This is a genomic window from Cryptosporangium phraense (genome assembly GCF_006912135.1).
Taxonomy (GTDB): domain Bacteria; phylum Actinomycetota; class Actinomycetes; order Mycobacteriales; family Cryptosporangiaceae; genus Cryptosporangium; species Cryptosporangium phraense.
In genome coordinates, this window is record NZ_VIRS01000001.1 from 415,765 (window position 1) to 439,559 (window position 23,795).

Annotated in this window: 24 protein-coding genes; 11 read left to right on the forward strand and 13 right to left on the reverse strand. The window is 71.2% G+C overall.

Translation table 11 applies throughout. The features are described from left to right. The first annotated feature begins 67 nt into the window (after positions 1-67). Positions 68-877, forward strand: a complete 810-nt coding sequence (locus tag FL583_RS01900) for a DUF1684 domain-containing protein (protein WP_142702654.1) — start codon at positions 68-70, stop codon at positions 875-877. Here FL583_RS01900 and FL583_RS01905 read toward each other — a convergent pair. Genes FL583_RS01905 through FL583_RS01915 form a run of 3 tightly spaced genes read right to left on the reverse strand, consistent with a single transcriptional unit; the run spans position 861 to position 3,720 of the window. Next, entirely contained in the window at positions 861-1,658 is a 798-nt protein-coding gene (locus FL583_RS01905) for an ABC transporter ATP-binding protein (RefSeq protein WP_142702656.1), read from the reverse strand. The genes FL583_RS01900 and FL583_RS01905 overlap by 17 nt on opposite strands. After that, a complete protein-coding gene (locus FL583_RS01910; RefSeq protein ID WP_205751777.1) occupies positions 1,655-2,674 on the reverse strand; it encodes a FecCD family ABC transporter permease in 1,020 nt (339 codons plus the stop codon). The genes FL583_RS01905 and FL583_RS01910 overlap by 4 nt, the downstream gene beginning before the upstream one ends. 14 nt (positions 2,675-2,688) lie before the next feature. Beyond that, a complete protein-coding gene (locus FL583_RS01915) occupies positions 2,689-3,720 on the reverse strand; it encodes a FecCD family ABC transporter permease (RefSeq protein ID WP_142702658.1) in 1,032 nt (343 codons plus the stop codon). A 74-nt stretch (positions 3,721-3,794) separates the two neighbouring features. Here FL583_RS01915 and FL583_RS01920 point away from each other — a divergent pair, with 74 nt between their 5' ends. Beyond that, a complete protein-coding gene (locus FL583_RS01920; RefSeq protein WP_142702659.1) occupies positions 3,795-4,808 on the forward strand; it encodes an iron-siderophore ABC transporter substrate-binding protein in 1,014 nt (337 codons plus the stop codon). Between the two features lie 36 nt (positions 4,809-4,844). Here the strand turns inward: FL583_RS01920 and FL583_RS01925 are convergent, their stop codons facing one another. Further along, complete coding sequence (locus tag FL583_RS01925; protein ID WP_142702660.1) at positions 4,845-5,111, reverse strand: hypothetical protein; 267 nt, start codon at positions 5,109-5,111, stop codon at positions 4,845-4,847. Between the two features lie 59 nt (positions 5,112-5,170). Continuing rightward, positions 5,171-5,752, reverse strand: a complete 582-nt coding sequence (locus FL583_RS01930; protein WP_142702661.1) for an AAA family ATPase — start codon at positions 5,750-5,752, stop codon at positions 5,171-5,173. A 110-nt stretch (positions 5,753-5,862) separates the two neighbouring features. On the opposite strand from FL583_RS01930, the gene FL583_RS01935 reads away from it, so the two are divergent. Then, positions 5,863-7,152 carry a M20/M25/M40 family metallo-hydrolase gene (locus FL583_RS01935; protein WP_142702663.1) on the forward strand — a complete coding sequence of 430 codons (1,290 nt, stop codon included), beginning with the start codon at positions 5,863-5,865 and terminating at the stop codon, positions 7,150-7,152. A 471-nt stretch (positions 7,153-7,623) separates the two neighbouring features. Here the strand turns inward: FL583_RS01935 and FL583_RS01940 are convergent, their stop codons facing one another. Continuing rightward, complete coding sequence (locus FL583_RS01940) at positions 7,624-9,030, reverse strand: pyridoxal phosphate-dependent decarboxylase family protein (RefSeq protein ID WP_142702664.1); 1,407 nt, start codon at positions 9,028-9,030, stop codon at positions 7,624-7,626. A gap of 137 nt (positions 9,031-9,167) precedes the next feature. On the opposite strand from FL583_RS01940, the gene FL583_RS01945 reads away from it, so the two are divergent. The 3 genes from FL583_RS01945 (at position 9,168) to FL583_RS01955 (ending at position 13,113) form a co-directional block, all read left to right on the forward strand. After that, positions 9,168-9,866: a class I SAM-dependent DNA methyltransferase gene (locus tag FL583_RS01945; RefSeq protein ID WP_142702665.1), complete on the forward strand. Its 699-nt coding sequence runs from the start codon at positions 9,168-9,170 to the stop codon at positions 9,864-9,866. A gap of 638 nt (positions 9,867-10,504) precedes the next feature. Then, entirely contained in the window at positions 10,505-11,458 is a 954-nt protein-coding gene (locus FL583_RS01950) for a cyclase family protein (protein ID WP_142702666.1), read from the forward strand. Then, complete coding sequence (locus FL583_RS01955; RefSeq protein ID WP_142702668.1) at positions 11,455-13,113, forward strand: class I adenylate-forming enzyme family protein; 1,659 nt, start codon at positions 11,455-11,457, stop codon at positions 13,111-13,113. The genes FL583_RS01950 and FL583_RS01955 overlap by 4 nt, the downstream gene beginning before the upstream one ends. Here the strand turns inward: FL583_RS01955 and FL583_RS01960 are convergent. Genes FL583_RS01960 through FL583_RS01975 form a run of 4 tightly spaced genes read right to left on the reverse strand, consistent with a single transcriptional unit; the run spans position 13,110 to position 16,226 of the window. Then, positions 13,110-13,433, reverse strand: coding sequence for a putative quinol monooxygenase (locus FL583_RS01960; protein WP_142702670.1), 324 nt, complete (start codon positions 13,431-13,433; stop codon positions 13,110-13,112). The two genes, FL583_RS01955 and FL583_RS01960, sit on opposite strands and share 4 nt — an antisense overlap. Before the next feature lie 8 nt (positions 13,434-13,441). Then, on the reverse strand, positions 13,442-14,467 hold the full coding sequence (locus tag FL583_RS01965; protein ID WP_142702671.1) for an NAD(P)-dependent alcohol dehydrogenase: 1,026 nt from the start codon (positions 14,465-14,467) through the stop codon (positions 13,442-13,444). Next, positions 14,464-15,180: an iron-sulfur cluster assembly protein gene (locus FL583_RS01970; RefSeq protein ID WP_142702673.1), complete on the reverse strand. Its 717-nt coding sequence runs from the start codon at positions 15,178-15,180 to the stop codon at positions 14,464-14,466. The genes FL583_RS01965 and FL583_RS01970 overlap by 4 nt, the downstream gene beginning before the upstream one ends. Then, on the reverse strand, positions 15,177-16,226 hold the full coding sequence (locus FL583_RS01975; RefSeq protein ID WP_142702674.1) for an amidohydrolase family protein: 1,050 nt from the start codon (positions 16,224-16,226) through the stop codon (positions 15,177-15,179). The genes FL583_RS01970 and FL583_RS01975 overlap by 4 nt, the downstream gene beginning before the upstream one ends. Before the next feature lie 193 nt (positions 16,227-16,419). Between FL583_RS01975 and FL583_RS01980 the strand changes: the two genes are divergently transcribed. The 3 genes from FL583_RS01980 (at position 16,420) to FL583_RS01995 (ending at position 19,639) form a co-directional block, all read left to right on the forward strand. After that, on the forward strand, positions 16,420-17,808 hold the full coding sequence (locus FL583_RS01980; RefSeq protein ID WP_142702675.1) for an AAA-type ATPase lid domain-containing protein: 1,389 nt from the start codon (positions 16,420-16,422) through the stop codon (positions 17,806-17,808). A 781-nt stretch (positions 17,809-18,589) separates the two neighbouring features. Next, entirely contained in the window at positions 18,590-19,021 is a 432-nt protein-coding gene (locus FL583_RS01990) for an ester cyclase (protein ID WP_142702677.1), read from the forward strand. Between the two features lie 6 nt (positions 19,022-19,027). Further along, positions 19,028-19,639, forward strand: coding sequence for a TetR/AcrR family transcriptional regulator (locus tag FL583_RS01995; protein ID WP_142702678.1), 612 nt, complete (start codon positions 19,028-19,030; stop codon positions 19,637-19,639). Here FL583_RS01995 and FL583_RS02000 read toward each other — a convergent pair. Next, positions 19,618-20,844, reverse strand: a complete 1,227-nt coding sequence (locus FL583_RS02000; RefSeq protein WP_240746544.1) for an MFS transporter — start codon at positions 20,842-20,844, stop codon at positions 19,618-19,620. The genes FL583_RS01995 and FL583_RS02000 overlap by 22 nt on opposite strands. 25 nt (positions 20,845-20,869) lie before the next feature. On the opposite strand from FL583_RS02000, the gene FL583_RS02005 reads away from it, so the two are divergent. Continuing rightward, on the forward strand, positions 20,870-21,490 hold the full coding sequence (locus tag FL583_RS02005) for an L-threonylcarbamoyladenylate synthase (protein WP_142702680.1): 621 nt from the start codon (positions 20,870-20,872) through the stop codon (positions 21,488-21,490). On the opposite strand, the gene FL583_RS02010 is transcribed toward FL583_RS02005, so the two are convergent. After that, entirely contained in the window at positions 21,476-21,907 is a 432-nt protein-coding gene (locus FL583_RS02010; RefSeq protein WP_142702681.1) for a MarR family winged helix-turn-helix transcriptional regulator, read from the reverse strand. The two genes, FL583_RS02005 and FL583_RS02010, sit on opposite strands and share 15 nt — an antisense overlap. 54 nt (positions 21,908-21,961) lie before the next feature. Here FL583_RS02010 and FL583_RS02015 point away from each other — a divergent pair, with 54 nt between their 5' ends. Beyond that, entirely contained in the window at positions 21,962-23,026 is a 1,065-nt protein-coding gene (locus FL583_RS02015; protein ID WP_142702682.1) for an epoxide hydrolase family protein, read from the forward strand. A gap of 3 nt (positions 23,027-23,029) precedes the next feature. On the opposite strand, the gene FL583_RS02020 is transcribed toward FL583_RS02015, so the two are convergent. Then, positions 23,030-23,794: a glucose 1-dehydrogenase gene (locus FL583_RS02020; protein WP_142702683.1), complete on the reverse strand. Its 765-nt coding sequence runs from the start codon at positions 23,792-23,794 to the stop codon at positions 23,030-23,032. Between the last annotated feature and the right edge of the window lies 1 nt (position 23,795).

A 23,795-nucleotide genomic window follows, 5' to 3' on the forward strand; every position in this document is an offset into this window, starting at 1 on the left:
GTCGGTAGGCATTCCCGGAGGACCCGGACTACAGTCGAGTCACCGGTACCTCACCGAGGGAGCAGCGATGACCGCCGTCCACGAAACCTCGACTTTCCGGCAGGACTGGGACACGTGGTACGCCGAGCACCAGCGCGTGCTCGGCGACCCGCACGGCTTCCTGGCCATCACCAACCTGCACTGGCTGGACGAGAATCCGCAGCGGTTCCCGGACGCGCCCGGCGAGTGGTCCACCGGCCCGGACGGCGTCGTCGTCGACCTCGCGCCGGGCGAGGAACTCGTCGTCGACGGGACGGCGGTCACCGGACGGCACTCGTTCGGCGTCATCCCGGAGCGGGGCAGCCTCTACCCCGAGGCCGGGGACGCGGTGATCGAGGTCGCGAAACGCGGCGGGCACGACATCGTGCGGCCGCGCCACCCGGAGAACCCGCTTCGCGAGCAGTTCACCGGGACGCCGGCCTACGAGCCCGACCCGCGTTGGGTCGCGACCGGCCGGTACGTCGCGTTCGACGAGCCGCGACCGACGACGGTGGGCGCGGCGGTCGAGGGGCTGCAGCACGTGTACGACGCGCCGGGCGAGCTCCGCTTCACGCTCGACGGCACCGACTACACGCTGACCGCGTTCAACGGCCACCGCCCGGGCACGCTCTCGGTCCTGTTCACCGACGCGACGTCGGGCGTGACGACGTACGCGGCGAACCGGTCGCTGCAGGTCGACGCCCCGGACGAGGACGGCACGGTGACCATCGACTTCAACCGGGCCGCGAACCTGCCCTGCGCGTACACCGACCTGGCGACCTGCCCGCTCCCCCCGGCCGAGAACCGCCTCCCGATCGCGATCGAGGCCGGCGAGAAGATCCCTACCGAAAGGCTCTGACCCGCCGGGGCGCCGGAATGATCATCGGGGTGCCGGTGGCGGGGTCGTCCATGATCTCGCACGGCACCCCGAACACGTCCTCGATCAGTTCCGGCGTCATCACCGCGGCCGGAGCGCCCTGCCCCACCACCGCCCCCGCCTTCATCACGATCATGTCGGTCGCGTAGCGCGCGGCCTGGTTCAGGTCGTGCAGCACGGCGACGATCGTCCGCCCCTGTTCGTGCAGGTCGGCGCACAGATCGAGCACCTCGAACTGGTGCGCGAGGTCGAGGAACGTCGTCGGCTCGTCGAGCAGCAGGATCTCGGTCTGCTGGGCCAGCGCCAGCGCCAGCCAGACCCGCTGCCGCTGCCCGCCCGACAGCTCGTCGACGTACCGCTCGGCCAGCGCGGTCACCTCGGTGAGCCGCATCGCCTCGGCGACCGCGGCCTCGTCCTCGGACGACCATTGACGCAGCAGCCGCTGGTGCGCGAACCGGCCCCGCGCGACCAGGTCCTCCACCACGATCCCGTTCGGGACGACCGGCGACTGCGGCAGCATCCCCAGCCGCCTCGCGACCTCCTTGGACGGGTACGACGTGATCGCCTTCCCGTCCAGGTACACGGTGCCGGCCCGGGGTTCGAGCACCCGCGCCAGCGCCTTGAGCAGCGTCGACTTGCCGCACGCGTTCGGCCCGACGATCACCGTGAACGACCCGTCCGCGATCTCGACGCCGAGGTCGCGCGCGACCACGTGCTCGTCGTAGGCCAGGGTCAGGTTCTCCGCCGACAACCGCTGTCTCATACGCCTCTCCGCCATTCACGCGCCAGCAACCAGCACAGATACGCCCCACCCGCGGCCGCCGTCACCACGCCGACCGGCAGGTCCCGGTCGGGCAGGATCCGCTGCGCGACCCAGTCCCCGCCGACCATCAGCACCGCGCCCATCGCGGCCGACGGCAGGATGTTCGCGCCCGGGGCCCGGGTCAGCCGGGCGGCGATGTGCGGCGCGGAGAGCGCGACGAACCCGACCGGCCCGGCCGCCGCGGTCGCGACCGCGGCGAGCACCACCGCTCCCCCGGCCAGCACGGCCCGGGCCGGTTCGACCCGGACGCCCTGCACGACCGCCACCTCGTCGCCCAGGTTCAGCATCGCGAGCTGCCGCGACGCGTACACCAGCACCGGCAGCACGACGACGACGCCCAGGCCGACGATGACGACCTCGGTGTACGTCCGCCCGCTGACGCTGCCGATCAGCCAGACCTGGGCGGCGATCGCGTCGGCCAGCCGGGCCCGCAGGATCAGGAACGTGTTCAGCGCGTCGAGCAGCGCGGAGACGCCGATCCCCATCAGCACCAGCCGGAACGGCTGCACGCCCCGCCGGAACGCCAGCAGGTACACGAGCACCGACGTGGCGACGCACCCGGCGATCGCGCCGGCGCTCACCCCGAATCCACTGCCGCCGAGCAGCAGGATCACCAGCAGCGCCCCGGTCGACGACCCGACGGTCAGCCCGACGAAGTCCGGGCTGCCGAGCGGGTTGCGGGTCAGGCTCTGGAACACGGCCCCGGACGCCCCCAGCGCGATCCCGACGAGCAGCGCGACCGCCACCCGCGGCAGCCGCAGCTCGAGCACGATGACGTTCGTCGCCGCGTCGCCCGCCCCGACCAGCGCGCGGAGCACGTCGGGCACCGGGATCGGGAAGTCGCCCGAGGTCAGCGTGAACACCGAGACGGTCAGGGCCAGCAGCGCCAGCACCGCCCCGACGATCACCGGCCGCACCCGCAGCCGCAGCGAGAAGCCGCCCCGCCGGATCGTCACGCGGTGGATCGTCGTCATAGCTGCCCGATCCGACGGCGGCGGCACAGCAGCAGGAACACCGGCGCCCCGACGAACGCCGTCACCACGCCCACCTGCAGCTCGGACGGCGGCGCGGCCACACGTCCGACGATGTCGGAGAGCAGCAACAGCGACGGTCCGATGAGGACCGAGTAGCCCAGCACCCAGCGGTGGTCGGCTCCGACCAGCAGCCGGGCCACGTACGGGACGGCCAGCCCGAGGAACCAGATCGGACCGGTGGCCGCGGTCGCGGCCCCACAGAGCAGCGTGATCGCGCCGAGCCCCAACGCCCGGATCCGGGCCGGCGAAGCCCCGACCGCGGTCGCCGCCTCGTCGCCCAGGCTCAGCGCGTTCAGCCGGCCCCCGAGGAGCAGCGCCCAGACCACGCCGACGACCAGGAACGGCGCGACCCGCACCAGCGTGGCGTGGTCGCGGTCGGCCAGCGACCCGACGTCCCAGTAGCGGTAGCGGTCGAAGACCTCGGGCAGCGTCACCAGCACCGCCCAGACGAACGCGCCGAGCACCGACGTCAGCGCGATGCCGGCCAGGATCTGCCGCTCCGGCGTCGGCGAGCGTCCGGTGCCGCCGAGCGCGAAGACGGCGACGGACGTCAGCGCCGCTCCGGCGAACGAGAACCAGATGTAGCCGCTCAGCGACGAGATGCCGAGGAACGCGATCGCGACGACGACCGCGGTCGCCGCGCCCAGGTTGACGCCGAGGATGCCCGGCTCGGCCAGCGGGTTCCGGGTCAGCGCCTGCATCAGCGCACCGGACAGGCCGAGCGCGGCCCCGACCCCGAGGCCCAGCAGCGTCCGCGGAATCCGCAGCGTGTGGATGACGTCGGACGCCACCGAACCGTCCGGATGCCACAGGACCTGCCAGGTCGTCCCGAGCGGAATCGATCGGGTGCCGAGCGCCAGCGACAGCATCGAGACCACGACGAGCCCGGCCGCGGCCGCGGCCAAACCGGCCGTGCGCCGCCGGGTGCGGGCGCGGCCGACGACCGGTGCCACCACGGTTGTGGCCATGACCCCCCTCTCGACAGGTGAGGAAAGGCTAGCCTAAGGTCCTCCCCCAGTAGCCGAACACCTGGGGGAACACCGTGCTTCGAAGGCTCACCGCGGCCACCGCCGCCCTGGTCCTGGCCGTCGGGCTGGCCGCCTGCGGCGGCAACGACGACAGCTCCGAGGCCACGGAGTCCACGTCCGCCGCGTTTCCGGTGACCGTCGAGCACAAATACGGCACGACGACGATCACCGCGGAACCGAAGCGGATCGTCGTCGTCGGACTGGTGGAGCAGGACGCCCTGCTCTCGCTGGGCGTCGTGCCGGTCGCCACCACCGAGTGGTTCGGGAGCCACCCGGGCGCGGTCTTCCCGTGGGCGACCGACGAGCTCGGCGACCGGGCGAAGCCGACCGTCCTGACCAACACCGACGGCCTGCAGTTCGAGAAGATCGCGGCCCAGAAGCCCGACCTGATCCTCGGGGTCTACTCCGGACTGACCAAGGACGACTACGACAAGCTGTCGAAGTTCGCGCCGACGATCGCCCAGCCCGAGGGCGGCATCGACTACGGCGTCAGCTGGCAGGACCTGACCACGACGGTCGCGACCGCGGTCGGGCGCAAGGCCGACGGCGAGAAGGTCGTCGCCGACGTCGAGGCGAAGATCGCCGCGGCCAAGACCGCGAACCCCGCGTTCGCGAAGTCCACCGGCCTGATGGTGACGAACTACGAGGGCTACTACGTCTACGGCTCGCAGGACCCGCGCGGCCGGTTCCTCACCGATCTCGGCTTCGCGCTCCCGCCCGGTCTGGACGCGGTGACCGGCGAGGAGTTCGGGGCCAGCATCAGCCGGGAGCGCACCGACCTGCTCCGGGTGGGCGCGCTGGTCTGGCTGGTGCCGGACACCACCGCCGACGCGGAGAAGATCCAGGCCGACCCGCTGTACGCGAAGCTGAACGTCACCAAGGAAGGCCGGGACATCTACCTGGACGAGGCGAAGGACGTCGGAGCGGCGACGTCGTTCATCTCGGTGCTGAGCCTGCCGTACCTGCTCGACGAGCTGGTTCCGAAGCTGGCCGCCGCGGTCGACGGCGATCCGTCGACGACGGCCTGAGATTCGGCCGGGGCGCTCCGAGCGCCCCGGCCGCTCTCACAGCTCCCGGCGCCGGTCCGCGGCCGCCTCGGCCACCGCGGGCAGCGTCGTGACCGCCTCTTGCACCGCCGCCAGCACGCGGTCCGCGTCCTGGCAGGTCGTCAGGCCGTCGGTCGCGCTGACGGCGTGGTTCAGGTAGCTCACCAGCGCGGTCAGCGCCTGGGATGCGTACGCCGTCCTCACCGGACTGTACGGACCGATGAGCGGCCAGTGCCCGGCGACGACCGAGTAGCCGTCGATGTCTGTTCCGATCTGTTCGTCCACCACGAGGATCCCCAGTTGAATCGAGGTGCGCCCCCGGGCGGTCTGTAACCGTTCAGGCGCTAATAATTCCAAGCTTCTTCGGAGAATCGAACCTCGTCGGCCTGGAGTGCCTCGTCGATCAGGTCGACGCGGTCTTCCAGCGCCATCGGAGGCACGTCGACCAGCTCGTAGACCCGCATGCTCTGGTACACGCTGCGGTGCAGTTCCTCGAAGCGCTCGGCGTCGTCGGGGGTGGTGCACCAGCCGCCGACCGTGGGCTCGATCTTGCCGTCGTGCTGCACGAAGAACACCGCGGGCTGGTAGATCGTGTTGGTGACGACCCGGTTCACCTCGGTGCGCAGCTCCCGGGTGATCGGCAGCCCGCAGTACCGGGCCAGCGTCAGCGTGCAGATCGGCGACTGGTCGAAGACCTGCATCACCGCGCCGTCGGCCGGTAACCGCTGCTGCCGCTCCTGCTGCAGCCGGATCACCGCGTCGAGGAAGCCGGGCTCCCGCCACGGCTCGGCCACGCCGTTCTGCTGCTCACGGGTGAGCACGTCGGTGGCCGCCTCGTCGACGACCGCGTACCCGCGGGCCAGCAGGGCACGGACGATCGCCGTCTTGCCGCTGCCGGGAGCCCCGGTGACGATGTATCGCCGCATGTCTCCCGGCCTACTCGGGGCACGGGAGAAGATCGGGGTGGTTGTCCGCCACACCACTATTCACGCAGCGAATCGCGGTCGACGCAAGACGCTGCGTTAGCGTTGGGGATATGACCGGGCCGCGTGCGGTCGACGAAGTCGTCGCGCTCACCAGCGCGCTGATCGCGATCGACACCACGAACAGCGGCGATCCCCACTCACCCGGCACCGAACGGGCCGCCGCGGAATTCGTCGCCGAACAGCTCACGGACGCAGGGTACCGCCCGATTTACGTCGAGTCCGGGGCGCCCGGCCGCGGCAACGTCGTGGTCCGTCTGCCCGGCCGCGACCCGTCGGCGCTCCTCGTCCACGGCCACCTCGACGTCGTCCCGGCCGACCCGGCCGAGTGGTCGGTGCACCCGTTCTCCGGCGAGGTCCGCGACGGCTACGTCTGGGGACGCGGTGCGGTCGACATGAAGGGAACGGTCGCCACCGCGCTCGCCCTGGCCCGCCAATTCCGACGTGACGGCACGGTCCCGCCGCGCGACCTGATCTTCGCGTTCCTCGCCGACGAGGAGGCCGGTGGGCGGGTCGGCGCGCAGTGGCTCGTCGACCACCGGCCCGACCTCTTCGAGGGTGCGACCGAGGCGATCTCCGAAGTCGGGGGCTATTCGGTGACGCTCGGCGGCCGGCGGGCGTACCTGATCCAGGTGGCCGAGAAGACGTCGTTCTGGCTCCGGCTGGCCGCCCACGGCCAGGCCGGCCACGGTGCGCTGCTGCACGCCGACAACCCGGTCGCCCGCCTGGCCGCGGCGGTGGCCCGCCTGGACGCGCACGAGTTCCCGCTGGAGGTCACCGACCCGATGCGGGCGTTCCTGGATGGGGCGGCGGAGATGCTGGATGTACCGGTCGATGCGGTCGTCGACGCGCTCGGGCCGCTGTCGCGGTTGATCGGGGCCTCGCTGCGGGACACCGCGAACGTCACGATGTTCTCGGCCGGCTACAAGTCGAACGTGGTGCCGTCGGTGGCGCGGGCCGAGGTCGACTGCCGGGTGCTGCCGGGGCGTCTGGAGGCGTTCGCGCGCGAGGTCGTCGAGGTGTTGGGTCCGGGTATCGAGGCGTCGTGGGATCATCTGCCGTCGTGGAGCTCGCCGTTCGACGCGCCGGTGGTCGAGCGGATGGGGGCTGCTCTGGCGTTCGAGGATCCGGGGGCGCGCGTTCTGCCGTATCTGTTGCCGGCCGCTACCGATGGGAAGGCGTTCGCCCGCCTGGGCCTGCGCACCTACGGCTTCGCTCCGCTCCGCCTGCCCGCTGATCTGGATTTTCTCTCCCTGTTCCACGGGGTGGACGAACGAGTGCCGATCGACGCCCTCGAGTTCGGCGTCCGCGTCCTCGAGAGGTTCCTCCTGACCGAGCCGTGACCCCGGCGCGGTCACCGCGGGTCTGCCCGCGGACTGGCCGCCATCACGCCCTCCGGGCTCTCGACCGCACTCTCGGCCGGGCTGGGCGGCCGAGCTGATCCGGGCCGCGGCCGACGCCGGGGGCCGGCGGATGGTGCCCTGGCGAGCCTCGATGCCGAACGCGCGCTGGCCGATGACCCGATCGTCCGAGCCGAGGTCGCACTGTGGGAGCCCGGCCGCTGAGGGTGCGCTCCGGCCGACGACGGGCGGACCCGTCCGTCGCCGGGCCGGCTGCGCGGTCGCCGTGGCTCTCCACCGCGGATGGCCCGCGCGGCATCCTGGCGGGCGCCGGTCCGGGCCGCGATCATGCACTCCGCGTGCGCGGCCGGGCTGGGCCACCGGTCAGCCTCGCGCCGGTGATCCCGATTGGCGGCGCCGTGCTGCGGGCGCTCGGTCGCGAGCCGTACTCCGCGATCGGGGTCGCGCGTCGCGTCAGACGTTGAGGACGTTGCCCAGTTCGGAGGCGACGGTCAGTACGGCGTCGACGTCGTCGGGCGTCGTCCGGAAATTGACGAAGCAGACGCGGAGGCAGACGGCGTCGTCGAGGGCGGCGGGAGCCAGATAGATTCGGCCGTCCTGCTGGATCGCGCGAGCGAGCCGCTCGTTGTGGGCGTTGAGCTGATCGGCGGGAAGGCCGGCCGGGACGTGCCGGAAGCAGACCGTCGAGAGCATCGGCTCATCCAGCAGCTCGAACTGCGGGTGCGCCCGGACCGCAGCGGCGAGCCGGGCCGAATTCGCGAGCGTGCTCTCGATCCAGGCCCGGAACTGCGCTGCCCCGTGCACCCGCATCGAGAGCCACAGCCGCAACGACCGGAACGGCCGCGAGTACTCGAACGTGCGGTCCACCGGGTTCGCGGTGTCCTCCTCGTGGAGCATGTACCGCTCCTCGTGACCGAACGCCGCCCGCAACGCCCCCCGCCGATGCATCAGGATCACGCTGCACGATTTCTGCATCCCGAGCCATTTGTGGGCGTCGATCGTCGCCGAGTCGGCCCGGTCGAGCCCGCTGAACCAGTGCCCGGCGGCGGTCGTGGCGGCCGCGGGCAGTCCGTAGGCGCCGTCGATGTGCAGCCAGACGTTCTCGCGCTCGCAGACGTCGGCAATCGCGTCGAGCGGGTCGACCGCGCCGGTCAGCGTGGTGCCGGCGGTCGCGACGACCGCGACCGGGGTGCAGCCGTCGGCCCGGTCGCGGGCCAGGGCGTCGGCGAGCGCGTCGGCGCGCATCCGGCGCTGCGGGTCGGTGGCGATCCGGCGCAGCGCGCGCCGCCCGAGGCCGGCGGCCTCGACGGCCCGGACGATCGAGTGGTGCGCCTCCTCCGAGCAGTAGACGGTGGCCCGGTGACCGGCGACGCCGTTCTCGCGGCTGCCCGGGAGCGCCTGCTCGCGGGCGGCCAGCAGCGCGGTCAGGTTCGAGACCTGTCCCCCGCTGGTGAAGTGGCCCTCGCCGATCGGGAACCCGACGAACTCGGCGACCCAGCGCACGGCCTGCTGGTCGAGCAGGTCGGCGGCCCCGGCCGCGGTGGCCAGGTTCGTGTCGTAGGCCGCGGCCAGCGCCGACGCCAGCACGCTGGTCTCCAGTCCGCTGGACCCGACGTAGGCCAGGAACAGCGGACGGGACGGCGAGACGCTGGCGTCGAGGATGCGCACGGCGTCGTTCAGCGTCGCCTGCAGATCGCTGGGCCAGGGCGGGAGGCTCGCGCCGAGGCGCTCGAGCAGGCGGGGGTCGGCCTCGGGCTCGACCGGGCGCGGGTGGTCGAACGAGGCCCACGCGGACGCCAGGTGCGCCGAGAGAACCCGCAGCACGCCGTCCCGGTCGGCCAGCCCGTCGGAGACACTCATGCCGGTCAGCGTGCGTTTTCCTGAGTTCGCGCACAAGAGATCGGCGTGCGCTTGAGCAATTTGGCACCTACGTCGCTGTTTCCGCCTCGGATTGCTCAACACGGTAAATCGCTCGCGGGCGGGGTTAGCGTCCGAACGTGACCGATGGCTACTTCGGCGAGGACGTCGCCGCCACCTACGACGACGACTCCCAGTTCCAGGTCGTCGACGCGACCGTGGACGTGCTGGAGTCGCTGGCCGGCACCGGCCGGGCCCTGGAGTTCGCCTCGGGCACCGGTCGGATCGCGGTGCCGCTGGCCGCCCGGGGCGTGCCGGTGCACGGCATCGAACTCTCGCGGGCCATGCACGCCCGCCTGGCCGCGAAGTCGGCCGCGATCCCGGTGACGATCGGGGACATGACGACGTCCCGGGTCGACGGCCGGTTCCGGCTCGTCTTCCTGGTCTTCAACACGATTCTGAACCTGACCACGCAGGCCGCCCAGGTCGCGTGCTTCCGGAACGCGGCTGCGCACTTGGAGCCCGGCGGGACGTTCCTGATCGAGGTCGGTGTGCCCGCGCTGCGGCTGCTCCCGCCCGGCCAGACGACGGTGCCGTTCCTGGACACGCCCGACGTGTTCGGGTTCGACCGGTACGACACGGCGACGCAGGCGATGAGCTCGAATTACGTCGGGGCGGGCGGGTACCGGTCGATTCCTTTCCGGTACGTGTGGCCGGCCGAATTGGACCTGATGGCGGAGCTGGCCGGGCTGCGGCTGCGCGATCGGTGGGGTGGGTGGGACAGGTCGCCGTTCACCCACGAGAGCACGAGGCACGTCTCGGTCTGGGAGAAGCCTTAGCCGACGTCCGCGTGTCCGCCCGGCGGCCGTCGCGGCCGCGTGGCCCTCGTCGGCGCGCTGACCACGACCGTCGTCACCTCTCGGCGCGCTGAACCTCCCCGCCGACGCGGCCAGACGCGGCCCGGCGCGTCCTCTCCGACCTGGCCGCGCCGATCGTCTTCTGCTCGGCCGAGGAGAATTCCACCCCTTCGCCGACCTGGCCGACGAGCTCGAGGGCCTCGGGTTCACGAATATCCACCGCAGCTAGGGCGGTAACGGCTCGGACTCGGCGGGGTCGACCGCGCCCACCGGCTCCTCCTCTCGACCCGCGCGCTACCGGCGGAACGACCAGGCGATCGCCCCCCGAAGCATGCAGATCACCGCGTAGGACACCTACCGCACGCTGTCAGCGGCGTCGATCCAGTCGCTCACCTGTCACGACTACAGCCGGCGCCGGTCGCGTCGATGAACCCACCGAACAAGCCGAGCGGCGCGGCAACCTCGCTACCCAGGCTGGACAGCACCGTCTCCCAAGCCCGGCGAACAGTTACGGGCACTCCATTGCCCGGTTGCCCGGTTCGTTGACAGCCCGATTTCGCCATGTGACCGTGAGTTCTCCGGAAGAACCCGTCTCACCGTCGAGACCGGAGGCTGCCCCCATGACCGACGTCCCGTCGATGGCCGACCTGCTCCGCGGAACACCGTCCAACTGGGGCCGGTGGGGCGACGACGACGAAGTCGGAGCGCTGAACTTCCTGACGCCCGCCGAGGTCATCCGGGGCGCGGCCGAGATCCGCTCCGGCACCGTCTTCACGCTCCAGCGCCTGATCGGCGACCCGAAAGGCGACCCGGTCTGGCCCGGCCGCAAACCGGCCGTGAAGACGATGATCCTCGACGAGTCGAGCTGGGACACGAACAAAGCCCCCGCCTTCCCCGGCGGCCTGCACTACGCCGACGACAAGATCGACGCGTTCCTGCAGGGCTCGACGCAGTACGACGCGCTCGGACACGTCTGGTACGACGGCCAGATCTGGAACGGCTACGACGCCCGCAGCACGGTCGGCGGCCTCGACAAGGCGAGCGTCCAACCGATCGCCGAGCGCGGGGTCGTCGGCCGGGGCGTCCTGCTCGACCTGGCCCGGTTCCGCGGCAAGGACAACCTCGACAAGGCCGAGACGTTCACCCATGAAGACCTCGAAGCGTGCGCCCACAAACAAGGCCACACGATCGAACCCCACGACATCCTGGTCGTCCGCACCAACTTCCTGAAGCTGTTCTTCGAGCAGGGCCCGGCGTTCTACGACGGCTTCTGCGAGCCCGGCCTCACCTACTCCCCCGAGCTCGTGGAGTGGTTCCAGCAGAAGGAGATCCCGAACCTGGTCACCGACACGATCGCCAACGAGGTCACGATCGACCCGGTCTCCGGCACCGCGTTGCCGCTGCACTGCTCGCTGATGCGCAACCTCGGCGTCACGCTGACCGAGATCTGCGACCTCGAGGCCCTGGCCGCGAGCTGCGCCGAGGACCGGCAGTACACGTTCCTCTACGTGGCCGCGCCGCTGAAGGTCGCGAAAGCCAGCGGTTCGCCGGTCAACCCGGTCGCGATCAAATGACGTCCTACGCCGAGCGGCCCTGGCTCGCGCGCTACGGCGTCGGCCGGCCGGCCGACATCACGCCCGAGTTCACGACGATGCTCGATCTCTTCCGCGCCTCGGCGGCGCGCTCCCCCGACGTCGAGCTCATCCGGTATTTCGACGGCGTCCTGACGACGGCGGACGTCGACCGCGCGTCGGACGCCCTGGCGGTCGCGTTGCTCGAACGCGGATTCCGACGCGGGGACCGGCTGGCGCTCTACCTGCAGAACGACCCGGCGTTCGTGATCGGGCTGATCGCGGCCTGGAAGGCCGGCGGGAAGGCCGTCGCGATCAACCCGATGAACAAACACCGGGAACTCACCTACCTGCTCGAAGATTCCGGCGCAACCGCGCTGCTGTGCCTGGACGACCTGTACGCGGACGTCGCACGCCCGGTGATCGCCTCCGGGCAGACCGTCGTGCGGCTGGTGATCACCGCGTCGGCGCTGGACTTCCAGCAGCGGCTCGACCCGCGCCTGTTCGGCAGCGTGCTCAAACCGGTCGTCGAGGACGCCCTCGACCTCACCGACCTGCTCGATCGCCACGCCGGGCAGGTCCCGCCGCCCGTGCACCCGAACCCCGACGAGGTCGCGATCCTCACGTACACCTCGGGGACGACCGGCGTGCCCAAGGGCGCGATGAACACCCACCGGACGATGGCGTTCAACTGCCAGACCTACCGCGACTGGATGGCGCTGACCGGCAACGACAGCGTCCTAGGCGTCGCTCCGCTGTTCCACATCACCGGGCTGGTCGGGCACGTCGGGCTGGCCCTGCTGCTCCCGTGTCCGCTGGTGCTCGCGCACCGCTTCCACCCCGCGGTGGTGCTCGACGCGATCCGCGAGCACCGGCCCACGTTCATGATCGGCGCGATCACCGTCTTCATCGCGCTCGCCGACGTTCCCGACGCCACCCCGGACGACTTCGCGTCGCTGAAAGTCGTCTACTCGGGCGGGGCGCCGATCGCGCCGGCGGTGCGCGACCGGATCAAGGCTCAGACCGGGCTGAACATCCACAACATCTACGGGCTCACCGAGACGAACTCCCCGTCGCACGGCGTGCCGCTGGGCGCCGACGCTCCGGTCGACCCGGCGTCCGGCGCGCTCTCGATCGGCGTACCGGTGTTCAACACGCTGGCCCGGATCGCCGGCGAGGACGGCGAGGACGTCCCGGTCGGCGAGATCGGCGAGATCGCGATCACCGGGCCGCAGGTCGTGCCCGGCTACTGGAACAAGCCCGACGCGACGGCCGAGTCACTGCCCGGCGGCGAGCTGTGCACCGGCGACGTCGGGTTCATGGACGCCGACGGCTGGTTCTACCTGGTCGACCGGAAGAAGGACATGATCAACGCGGCCGGCTACAAGGTGTGGCCGCGCGAGGTCGAGGACGTGCTCTACACCCACCCGGCGGTGCGGGAGGCGGCGGTGGTGGGGGTGCCGGATCCGTACCGGGGCGAGAACGTCGCCGCGTACGTCTCGCTGCTGCCGGGTGCCCGGGTGACGCCGGAGGAGCTGATCGCGTTCTGCCGCGCGAACATGGCCGCGTACAAGTACCCGCGCACGGTCACGCTGGTGGAGGATCTTCCCAAGACCACCACCGGGAAGATTCTCCGCCGCGAGCTGCGCGGACGTTAGTCGACCGCGAACTCGCCCAGCGACGACCACTCGGTGCCGTCCACCGTCGTGTTGACGATGCGCGGGGTGGCCGCCAGGTACTGGGGCAGCTCACGCTGAGCGGTCTTGAAGTGCTCGCCGGTCACGTGGGCGACCCCGGCGTCCTGGTCGCGGAACGCCTCGACGATCACGTACTCGTTCGGGTCGTCCAGGCTGCGCGACCACTCGAACCAGAGGTTGCCCGGCTCGGCCCTGGTCGCCTCGGTGAACGCCTTGGAGAGCTCCGGCCAGGAGTCGGCGAACTCGGGCTTCACCGGGAACTTCGCGGTGATGAAGATCAACGGTCCCCCTACGGAATCAGGATGGCTCGGCCTCGGACGCGACCGTTGTCGAGATCGTCGATCGCGTCCTGGAAGCGGTCAAGCGGGTACTTCGCCGTGTGCAACGTAACCTTCCCGGCCGCGGCCAGCGCCATCAGCGCGGCCAGGTCGTTGTACGACCCGACCAGGTTGCCGATGATGTTGATCTCGCTGGAGATCAGGTCGATCGTCGGAACGTCGACGTTCTCGCCGTAGCCCACCACGTGGTAGTCCCCGGCCCGCCGGGTCATCCGCAGGCCCTCGGACGTGGACCCGCCCTCCCCGACGAAGTCGATGACCTGCTCGGCGCCGTGCCCGCCGGTCAGCGTGAGTACTTCCTCGACGTGGTCGCCGCCGGCCACCACGCCGTGCTGAGCGCCGAGTTCCAGCGCGAGCTTGAGCGCGTCCGGGTTGCGGTCCACGACGATGATCTCGGCCGGCGACAGCGCGGCCATCACCTGGATGCCGATGTGCCCGAGGCCGCCGGCCCCGATGATCACGACCCGATCGCCGGCCCGCAGCCGGCGCGAGGACTTCGCCACCGCGTGGTACGCGGTCAGGCCGGCGTCGGCCAGCGCGGCCACGTCGGACGGCTCCAGCCGGTCGTCGATCTTGACGACGCTGCGCGCCGACGTCTTGAGGTACTCCGCGTACCCGCCGTCGGTGTCGATGCCCGGGAACGCCGAGTTCTCGCAGTGCACGTCGTCGCCGTCGCGGCAGGCCCGGCACAGCCCGCAGGTCACCAGCGGGTGCAGGATGACCTTGTCGCCCTCGGCGACGTTGGTGACCGCGCTGCCCACCGCGGCCACCCAGCCGGCGTTCTCGTGCCCGATCGTGTACGGCAGCCTGACCTGCGACTTCTCGGCCCACTGGCCTTCGAGGATGTGCAGGTCGGTCCGGCACACCCCGGCTCCGCCGATCTTCACGACGACGTCGTGGGGGCCGGTGATCTCCGGCTTGTCGACGTCCTCCAAGCGGAGGTTCTCGTGGTAACCGACGACTCGCACGGCTTTCATCGGGCGATCTCCTCTACGAGTGGCAGCAGTGGACGCTGGTCGCGCTCGGCACCGGGGTACCGCGTCGCCAGCAGACCCCGGCAGAAGTGGGCATTCCCGTCGACCGAGATGCGAACCGACCGGGCCCGTCGCAGGAACATCTCGGCGGCCTCGGGCGCCGGGCGGGTGCCGTCCGGCTCGACCAGCACCGGGGCGTCGTCGGCGAGGGAGAGGCCGAGCGCCGCCCGGCGGCGGCGGAGCGCCGCCGCCTCCGGACCGCGCAGGTCGCCCAGCGTCAGCGCCCACACGTCGGTGTCCGGCGCCACCCGGATCAGCACGGTGATCGCCCGTTCCATGGCGGCGACGTGTCCCTTGCGGACGAACGTGGCCCGCAACTCGTCCAAGGAGTCCTCGGCCTCGTGCCGGAACGTGCCCCGGTACCCGGCCCGGGCGGCCAGCCCCTGGTTGATGAGCTCGGAGTCGTGGTGATCGTCGAGTTCGATCACGACCCGCTCCACGCCCGGCACCGACTCGACCGCTTCGTAGGCGTCCGAGGCCATCAGGAACGCGAAATTCGGCGCGCAGAACGACGTCGGCAAACGCAGGTGCACCTCGACGGCGCTGCCGTCGACCGCGACCGACCGGACGAACCCGAGGTCGGTGATCGGTTCGTCCAGCTCCGGGTCGACGACGGCGCTCAGCGCCGTCCGCACAGCGTCGGCGAGGCCCGTCACGAGGCCGCGCCGGCCAGGTCGGCCGCGCCCGGCTCGCGCGGGCCGGTGGCGGTCTCGTCCGCCTCCGGGAGGCGGAGCTCCTTCGGGACGTCCAGGTCGTAGAGCCGCGCCGCGTTGAGGCCGAGCACCTTCTTCTTCTGCTCGATGGTCAGCGGGCCGTACTCGGTCATATCCGCCGGGATCTGGAAATCGACGTACCGCTCGACCAGCCACCTCGGCGTCCACAGGGCGTAGTCGCTGGAGAACAGGATCCGGTCCTCGCCGACCCAGTAGTTCAGCTCGCCGATGATCTGCGCGAAGTACCGCGGCCGGGTGTGGATGAACGGCATCGCGACGGCCAGGCCGGCGTACACGTTCGGCTCCTGGGTGGCGATCCAGCAGAAGTCCTCGAGCCGCGGCAGCCCGCAGTGCTCGACGATGAAGTTGAGGTCGGTGAAGTCGGTGGCGACGTGGTCGATGTCGGCGACGTCGAACGCGTCCCGGTCCAGCGGCCGGATCGTCGGACCCTTGTGGACGTGGATGTTCGTGATGCCGAGCTCCTGGCAGAGCTCGAAGTACCGGTAGGCCCACGGGTCGGTCAGCTTGTAGCCGCGGGACTCGCCCTGCCACTCGGCCGTGTACAGCTTCACGCCCTTGAGCCCGAAGCGGGCCGCGTCCTCGCGCAGTTGCTTGAGGCCGGTCTCCCCGAACCGCGGGTCGAAGCAGTGGTTGTACGTGAGCTTGCCCGGGTTGGCCTGGGTCAGCGCGAACGCCTCTTCGGTCTGCCCGAAGCCGTTGTTGTAGAACTCGCCGAGGAGCGCGGGCTGGAAGATCGCGTGGTCGGCGTACCCGATCTCGAAGACGTCGTGCATGAGCCGCTCGCCGCCCTGGTAGAGGTACTCCTCGTAGGGCCAGACCTCGGACTCCGGGGACAGGTTGCGGTGGTAGTCGTAGAAGCAGTCGATGAACTGCTTGCCGTGGATGTTGCGCTGGTTCTCCGCTCGCGCGTCCCAGAGCGCGATGTGCGCGTCGACGATGTAGTAGTTCTCGCCGTCCTTGCTGTACATGTCAGCCCTCCGAGCGGGTCGTGTGTCAGCGGTCACGCTCTTGACCGACGACGCTATGAACGGCGTACCGGACCTTCAAGGCGCCTGCTGTCTCACTTTGGGACGCTCGCTGACCTCGCCGAACAGGGCGCCGACGACGGGATCCCCACGTACGCTGGAACGCGGCGCAACGTAGGCGCTACGGAGGTGCCCCGTGGAAGGACGGCTGCGCGCATCGTGGCGTCGCAGCGAGCGCTACGGCGTGTCGCCCGACGAGGTCAGCCCGGTCTACACCGAGTCCGTCGACACCGGCTCCCTGCTCTACGACTGCGCGTTCGAGGTGCTGACCGGCCTGCAGTCGACGATCGCCAACGAGCCGGTCGGGCTGATGGTGGCCGACGCGAACGGGCTGGTGCTGGCCCGGCTGTGCAACGACCCGTCGATCCTGCGGTCGCTCGACCGCGTCCACCTCGCGCCGGGCTTCTCCTACGCCGAGCGCAACGCCGGCACCAACGGCCTCGGGCTCTCGCTGGCCGACCGCGTGCCCACGCTGGTGCGCGCCGGCGAGCACTACTGCACCGAGTTACGCCGGTACACGTGCGCGGCGGTTCCGGTGGTGGATCCGGTCGGTGGCGACCTGGCCGGCAGCATCAACCTGACCACGTGGTCGGAGTCGTCGTCCGAGTTGCTGCTCGCGCTGGCTCAGGCCGCGGCCGGGGCCACGTCGGCGATGATGCTGGTCCGGGCCACCGGCCGGATGGTCCGTCCGGCTCCGCGCGGCGAGGTCTTCTCGGTCACCGGCGGGGCGTCCGAGGGTGCTCCGTGCACGTCCGCCGGCTGGCGCACTGCTCATGCGGACGCTCTGGGAGCTCTCGCCGCCGGCCGGGTGACCGCCGTGGTCGGTGAGCCCGGCGTCGGGAAGGCCACGCTGGCGGCCCAGGCCCGCCGGTCGCTGGCGCCCCGCTCGAGGATCCTGCACGCGCGGGCGCCGGAGGCCGGTGACGTCCCGGCCTGGCTCGAGCTCTGGACGCCCGAGCTGCGCAAGCCCGACACGTTCATCATCGTGTCCGGGTTGCACACGCTGCCGGCCTGGGCCGCGGGCGAGCTGGCCCGCCTGTTCGCCGAGGCGCCCGCCCCGGTGCCGTTCGTGTTCACCACGCCCGACTTCACGTCGCTGCCGGACGAGCTCGCGCTGCTGGTCGACGCGCTGGTGGAGGTCCCGCCGCTGCGCACCCGCCCGGACGACGTCCTGCCGCTGGCCCGGCACGTGGCCCGGTCGGCGCGACGTCGCGAGGTGACGTTCACCCCGCGGGCGGCGGCCGCGCTCACCGCGTACCACTGGCCCGGCAACGCGGCTCAGCTCCGGGAGATCGTCCGCGACGCGGTGATGCGCGCAACGGTCGTCGACCTGCAGCACCTGGGGCCGGAGATACTCGATCGGGGGTCGCGGCCGCTGACCCGGCTGGAGAAGCTCGAGCGGGACGAGATCGTGCGGTGTCTCGTGGAGCCGAATCAGACGATGACGCATGCGGCCGAGGAGCTCGGTATCGGTCGCGCCACGCTGTACCGGAAGATCGCCCACTACAAGATCGCGCTCCCCTGACCGCGAGCCCGATCCCGGCCGGCGGGCCGAAGTGGCGCCAGCTGTGGTGCCGGCTGTGGTGCCGGCGGCGACGCCGGGCGGTCGTCCGCCGCGTTCGCGGCGGGATCGGCCGAAGCGGATCGATTCCTCCGGGTCGCCGTCTCGGCCGCCCCGACGCGTGCCCGTGACCTGCGACTCGCCCCGGCCGGCCGGCCAGCCCCCGGCGTTTCACCGACGCCGACCTACTGACCGCCACGACCGCTCAGGCCCGGCTCCGGTTCCCTCCGGACGACGCCGGCTGCGGCCGATCACCGGCCGCCGGCCCGGCACGTTCCCGCCCTGCCCCGGCACCCCGGCTACCCCAAGCGCCTCCGCGCCGCCGGAGCTCGACGTACCCGTGTCCGGTTCCGGGGCACGGGCCTGCAGCTGGTCCGCACCCCGGCGGGGCCAACGCGAACCGCCCGACCGCTACGGGCCGTGGAGACCGCGTGAGGTCACGCGACGGGTCGATACCCACGATCCATCCGGGGTGCCCGTGGATCGGTAGGCCTCATCGGCCAGATCCTCGCTGATCTCCGGGACCAACGAATGGGTTCGCTGGCCGGCTTCAACCGGCCTCGAAGCGCTGGTCCGCGCGATCGACACCCGCAGGCGTCTGCGGGCGGTCCCCCGCATCCCAAAGCGGGCTCCGACCCTCTGAGGCAGGCGGCAGCCCGGCACCGACTTGCGCCGCCGGCCCGTCGCTGCATACAGTCTCGGCGGAACGGAACAGACCTGTTCCGTAAAAACGCAGGGAGACGACATGGCGGACCACGGCACGATCGCACTCGCCCAGGCGTGGGCCGATCTCTGGAACGGGAACCTGAGCCAGACCCCGAAGATCATCGCCGAGAACTTCGTCTCGCACGCGGCCCCGCTGTTCGGCGGCGCCCCCGGCGACGCCGCCGGCCGGGAGTCGCTCGAGGCCTGGGTCGGCGGCGCCCACCAGGTCTTCTCCGGCCTGACGTTCGAGATCCAGGTCGGCCCGATCGCCGACGGCGACTTCGTCGTCGTCCGCTGGCTCGCCCGCGGCACCTACGCCGGAGCGCTGCCCGGCACGCCGGCCGAGCCGCGCGAGGTCTCGTTCTCCGGCACCGACATCCTGCGGCTCGAGGACGGCCTCATCGCCGAGTACTGGGCCAACGCCGACAGCCTGTGGGTCGCGCAGCAGATCGGCCTGGCCCCCGTAGGGTAGGTCGCCATGGTTCGGCAGAGTGATTCCGGCGTGCGCGGGTCGGCGCGGCTGCGCGACGAACTGACCCGGGCGATCGAGGCCGCCGCCGTCGACGAGTTGGCCGAGAACGGGTACGGACGGTTCTCGATGGCGGCGGTGGCACGGCGGGCCGGCGTCGGCAAGGCCGCGATCTACCGTCGCTGGGCCACGCAGGAGGCGATGCTCATCGACCTGCTGGCCCCGAAGGCGGTGCTGCTGGCGGCCGGGCCGGCGTCCGACACGCTCGCCGGGGACGTGCGGGCGTTCGTCGAGGCGACCCGGCGGGCATTCGCGGTGCCGCGGGTCGCGTCGATCGTGGCCGATCTGTTCGCCGAGGCGCTGCGTAACCCGTCGCTGTTCCGGGTGCTGCACGAGGAGGTCACGGTGCCGCGCCGGGCCGGGGCCGCGGAGATGCTCGCCCGCGCGACGGCCCGCGGCGAGATCCCGTCCGACGTGGATCTCGACGCTGCCCTCGACCTGCTCGCCGGCCCCAGCGTCGTCCGCATGATGACGTCGACCGAACCGCCGTCGGACGCGTGGGTGGACAGCACGGTCGCGATGCTGCTGCGGGCGCTGGGCTACGACGCGCGCAGCGCGTAGACGGCCGCGGCCAGGGTTCCCGCGCAGAGCGCGGCCGCGCTCAGACCCAGAGACCAGTGGACGCCGACGACGGCGCCGAACAACCCGACGGTGATGCCGCTGCCGAACCGGCCGCCCATCGCCGCGGTGCCGTAGACGCCGAGTACCCGGCCGCGGTCCTCGGCCGACGCCCGGAGCTGGACGATCGTCTGCCCGATCGACATCGCGGCCAGGTTCGCGACGCCGCCGACGACCAGCATCAGCAGCGCGAGCGGGTAGTTGCCGGTGGCGGCGAAGATCACGGTCGTGACGCCGTAGACCAACGTGGTCGCGACCGCGGCCCGGACGCTCGGTCTGACCCAGCCGGTCGCCTCCAGCAGGAACCCGCCGAGCACCCCACCCGCGCCGTTCGCGAACAGCAGGACGCCGTACGCGGTGCCCTCGCTGCCCGCGCCGAGGTCACCGGCGAAGATCGGCATCGCCGACTGCAGCGACGCGCCGATGAAGAACGACCCCAGCCCGCCCAGGATGATCATGCTGACCAGCGTGCGGTCGGCCCGGACGTCCTTGAGCACGCGGACCGAGTCGAGCAGCCCCACCCGTTTGCGCTCGACCACGCCGCCGTCGCGGGTGTGGCCGGTGAACTTCGTCCGCAGGAGGAAGACGGTCAGCGGCAGGTAGATCAGCGCGTTGACGAAGATGCCGGGAACCGGCCCGAGGCCGAGCAACAGAGCCGAACCCACCACCGGGCCGAACAGGATCCCGAGACTGCGGAAGGTCGCGTTCAACCGGACCGCGCTCGGCAGCGCGTCGTCGCCGACGAAGTCGTGCAGCATGAGCTGCTCGCCGGGTCCCCACAGCGCGCCGGCCATCCCGTGCAGGACGAGCAGCACGCAGGCTTCCCAGATCCGCAGCGAGTCGGTCAGGAACAGCAGACCCCAGGTGATCGAGACGATCATGAACAGGACCTGGGCGGCCTGGATGACGCGGCGGCAGTCGTACCGGTCGGCGAGCCCGCCGAAATACACCGAGAACAGCAGGAACGGCACCCAGTGGCTGATCACCTCGAACCCGGCCAGCGCGGGCGAGTGGAACTTCTCCCACAGCACCCAGTACGTGATGACGTGCTCGATGTTGTCGGCCATCATCGCGAGGGCCGCGCCGATCAGGTAGATCCGGCAATCGCGGTTCTTGAGTGCGGCGAACCGGGCCGGGGCAGTTGTCACGGGAAACCACACTAAGCTCCGGGGAATGGCCCGGTTCATCGACATCCATCCGGTCAATCCGCAGGCGCGGGCGGTCAGCCAGGTCGTGGCGATGATCCGCGACGGTGCGCTGATCGCGTACCCGACCGACTCCTGCTACGCGCTCGGCTGCCAGATCGGCAACCGGGAGGGGCTCGACCGGATCAAGGCGATCCGCAAGCTCGACGACCGGCACCACTTCACGCTCGTGTGCAGCGACTTCGCCCAGCTCGGTCAGTTCGTGCAGATCGACAACGCGGTGTTCCGGCAGATCAAGGCATCGACGCCGGGGCCGTACACGTTCATCCTGCCGGCCACCCGTGAGGTGCCGAAACGTCTGCTGCACGCGAAGAAGAAGACCGTCGGGGTGCGGATCCCCGAGCACACGGTGACCCAGGCGATCCTCGCCGAGCTCGGTGAACCACTGCTCTCGACGACGCTGACGCTGCCGGGCGAGGACGAGCCGCTGACCCAGGCCTGGGAGATCCAGGAAGCGCTCGACCACCAGATCGACGCGATCGTCGACGCCGGCGAGTGCGGGATGGAGCCGACCACGGTCGTGGACCTGTCCGGCGACGAGCCCGAGATCCTGCGCCGGGGGGCCGGCGACCCGTCACGCTTCGAGTAGGCGCCGGAGGAGTTCGACGAGCTGGGTGCGCTCGGTCTCGTCGAGGGGGGCGAGGACGTCGTCCTGGACGGCGGCGATCTTCTCGTCGAGCTTTCTTAGTCGTTCGTCACCTTTCGGGGTGACCGTGACGACGTTGCGTCGCTTGTCGGCCGGGTCGGGGGCCCGTTTCACGTAGCCGTCGGCTTCGAGCTCGTTCAGCGCGGCGACGACGTCGCTGAGGTGGATGCCGCTGCGGCGTCCGAGTTCGGCCTGACTGGACGGTCCGGCCTCGGCGAGCGTGCCCAGCAGCCGGTAGTGGTAGCCACGGGCGCCCTCGGCCGCGAACCCGTCGGCCACCAGGCGCCCGGCCCGGAGCGCGGCCTGCGACAGCAGCCAGCTCGGCAGCGCGGGAAGTCGGGAGAACGCCGGCTCTTGCATGGACCCACCCTAGTAGGTCTATCGTTAGGGACACTAACGTTAGGGAGGCTAACGATGATCGAGCCGTTTCGGATCGACGTTCCGTCGTCGGAGCTCGACGACCTGTGGGCCCGGCTGGACGCGGCCCGCTGGCCGGACGAGTTGCCCGACGCGGGCCGGGACTACGGTTTTCCGCTGGGCGAGCTGCAAGCGCTGGCGTCGTACTGGCGGTCGGGGTACGACTGGCGTTCGGCCGAGGCCGAGCTCAACTCGTACCCGGGCTTCCGGACGGAGATCGACGGGGCGCTGATCCACTTCCTGCACGTCCGGTCCCCGCGCGCCGATGCGTTGCCGCTGCTGCTCACCCACGGGTGGCCGGGGTCGATCGTCGAGTTCCTCGACGTGCTGGGGCCGCTGTCCGAGGACTTCCACCTGGTCGTTCCGTCTCTGCCCGGGTTCGGGTTCTCCGGCCCGACGCGTGAACGCGGCTGGAACGCCGGACGGGTGGGGGCCGCGTGGGTCGCGCTGATGGATCGCCTCGGTTATTCGCGGTACGGGGCCCACGGTGGTGACTGGGGGTCGGCCGTTTCCCGGATCGTCGGGAATCTGGCCGCTGACCGCGTGGTGGGCGTCCACCTGAACTACCTGCCGACACCACCGGTCGAGGGGTCGTTCTCGGCCGAGGATCGGGCGCGGTTCGCGCAGGCGCGGGCCTACCTGGCGAACCAGCCGGGGGTGCGGGTGCTGCAGTCGCAGACCCCGCAGACGATCGCCTACGCGCTGACCGACTCCCCGATCGGGCAGCTGGCCTGGATCGCCGAGCGGTTCGCCGAGTGGAGCGACCCGGCGACGCCGGTCGGCGTCGACCGGCAGCTCACCGACGTGATGCTGTACTGGCTGACCCGGACGGCCGGCTCGGCGGCGCGGCTGCACCGGGAGACCGGCCTCGGCCCGCTCCCGTGCCCGGTGCCGATGGGGGTCGCGGTGTTCGCACACGACATCACGCGGTCGGTCCGGTCGGTCGCCGAGCGGACCTACGACATCCGCCGCTGGAGCGAGTTCGACCGCGGCGGCCACTTCGCCGCCCTCGAGGTCCCGGACCTGCTGGTGGACGACATCCGCGCGTTCTTCGGGGGCTGAGCGTCAGCTCCGGAGGATGTTCGCCAGGGCGTGGGACGCCGTCGCGCCACCGTCCACGACGAACTCACTGCCCGTGCAGTACGAGCTCTCGTCCGAGGCCAGGAACAGCACCATGTTCGCGATGTCGTCCGCCGACGCGACCCGCCCCAGCGCCACCTTCTTGCCGATCGGCTCGGTCGGCACCGGCATGCCGCCGAGCGCGTTCGACACCATCGGGGTGTCGACCGCGCCCGGGTGCACCGAATTCACCCGGATCCCGAACGAGCCCAGTTCCATCGCCGCGACCTTCGTCATCCCGCGGATCGCGAACTTGCTGGACGCGTACGCGATCAGCAGCGGCATCCCGCCGAGCCCCTCGATCGACGAGACGTTGACGATCGAGCCGCCGCCCTCGCGCATCAGCGGGATCGCGGTGCGCATCCCGAGGAACGTGCCGAACTGGTTGACCCGGATCACCCGCTCGTAGTCCGCCAGCGTCGTGTCGGCCAGCGCCGAGAAGTGCAGCATCCCGGCGTTGTTCACCAGCACGTCCAGCCGGCCGAACCGCTCCCGCAGCATGCCCGCCGCGCGGCCCCAGTCCTCTTCGGACGAGACGTCGAGCGAGAGGTAGAGCGCACCGAGCGACTCGGCCAGCTTCCCGCCGCCCTCGTCGAGAACGTCGGTCAGGACGACCGACGCCCCCTCGGCGACGAACCGCCGCGCCGCCGCCGCACCCTGGCCCCGGGCCGCCCCGGTGATCAGCGCGATCTTGCCTGCCAGCCGCCCCATC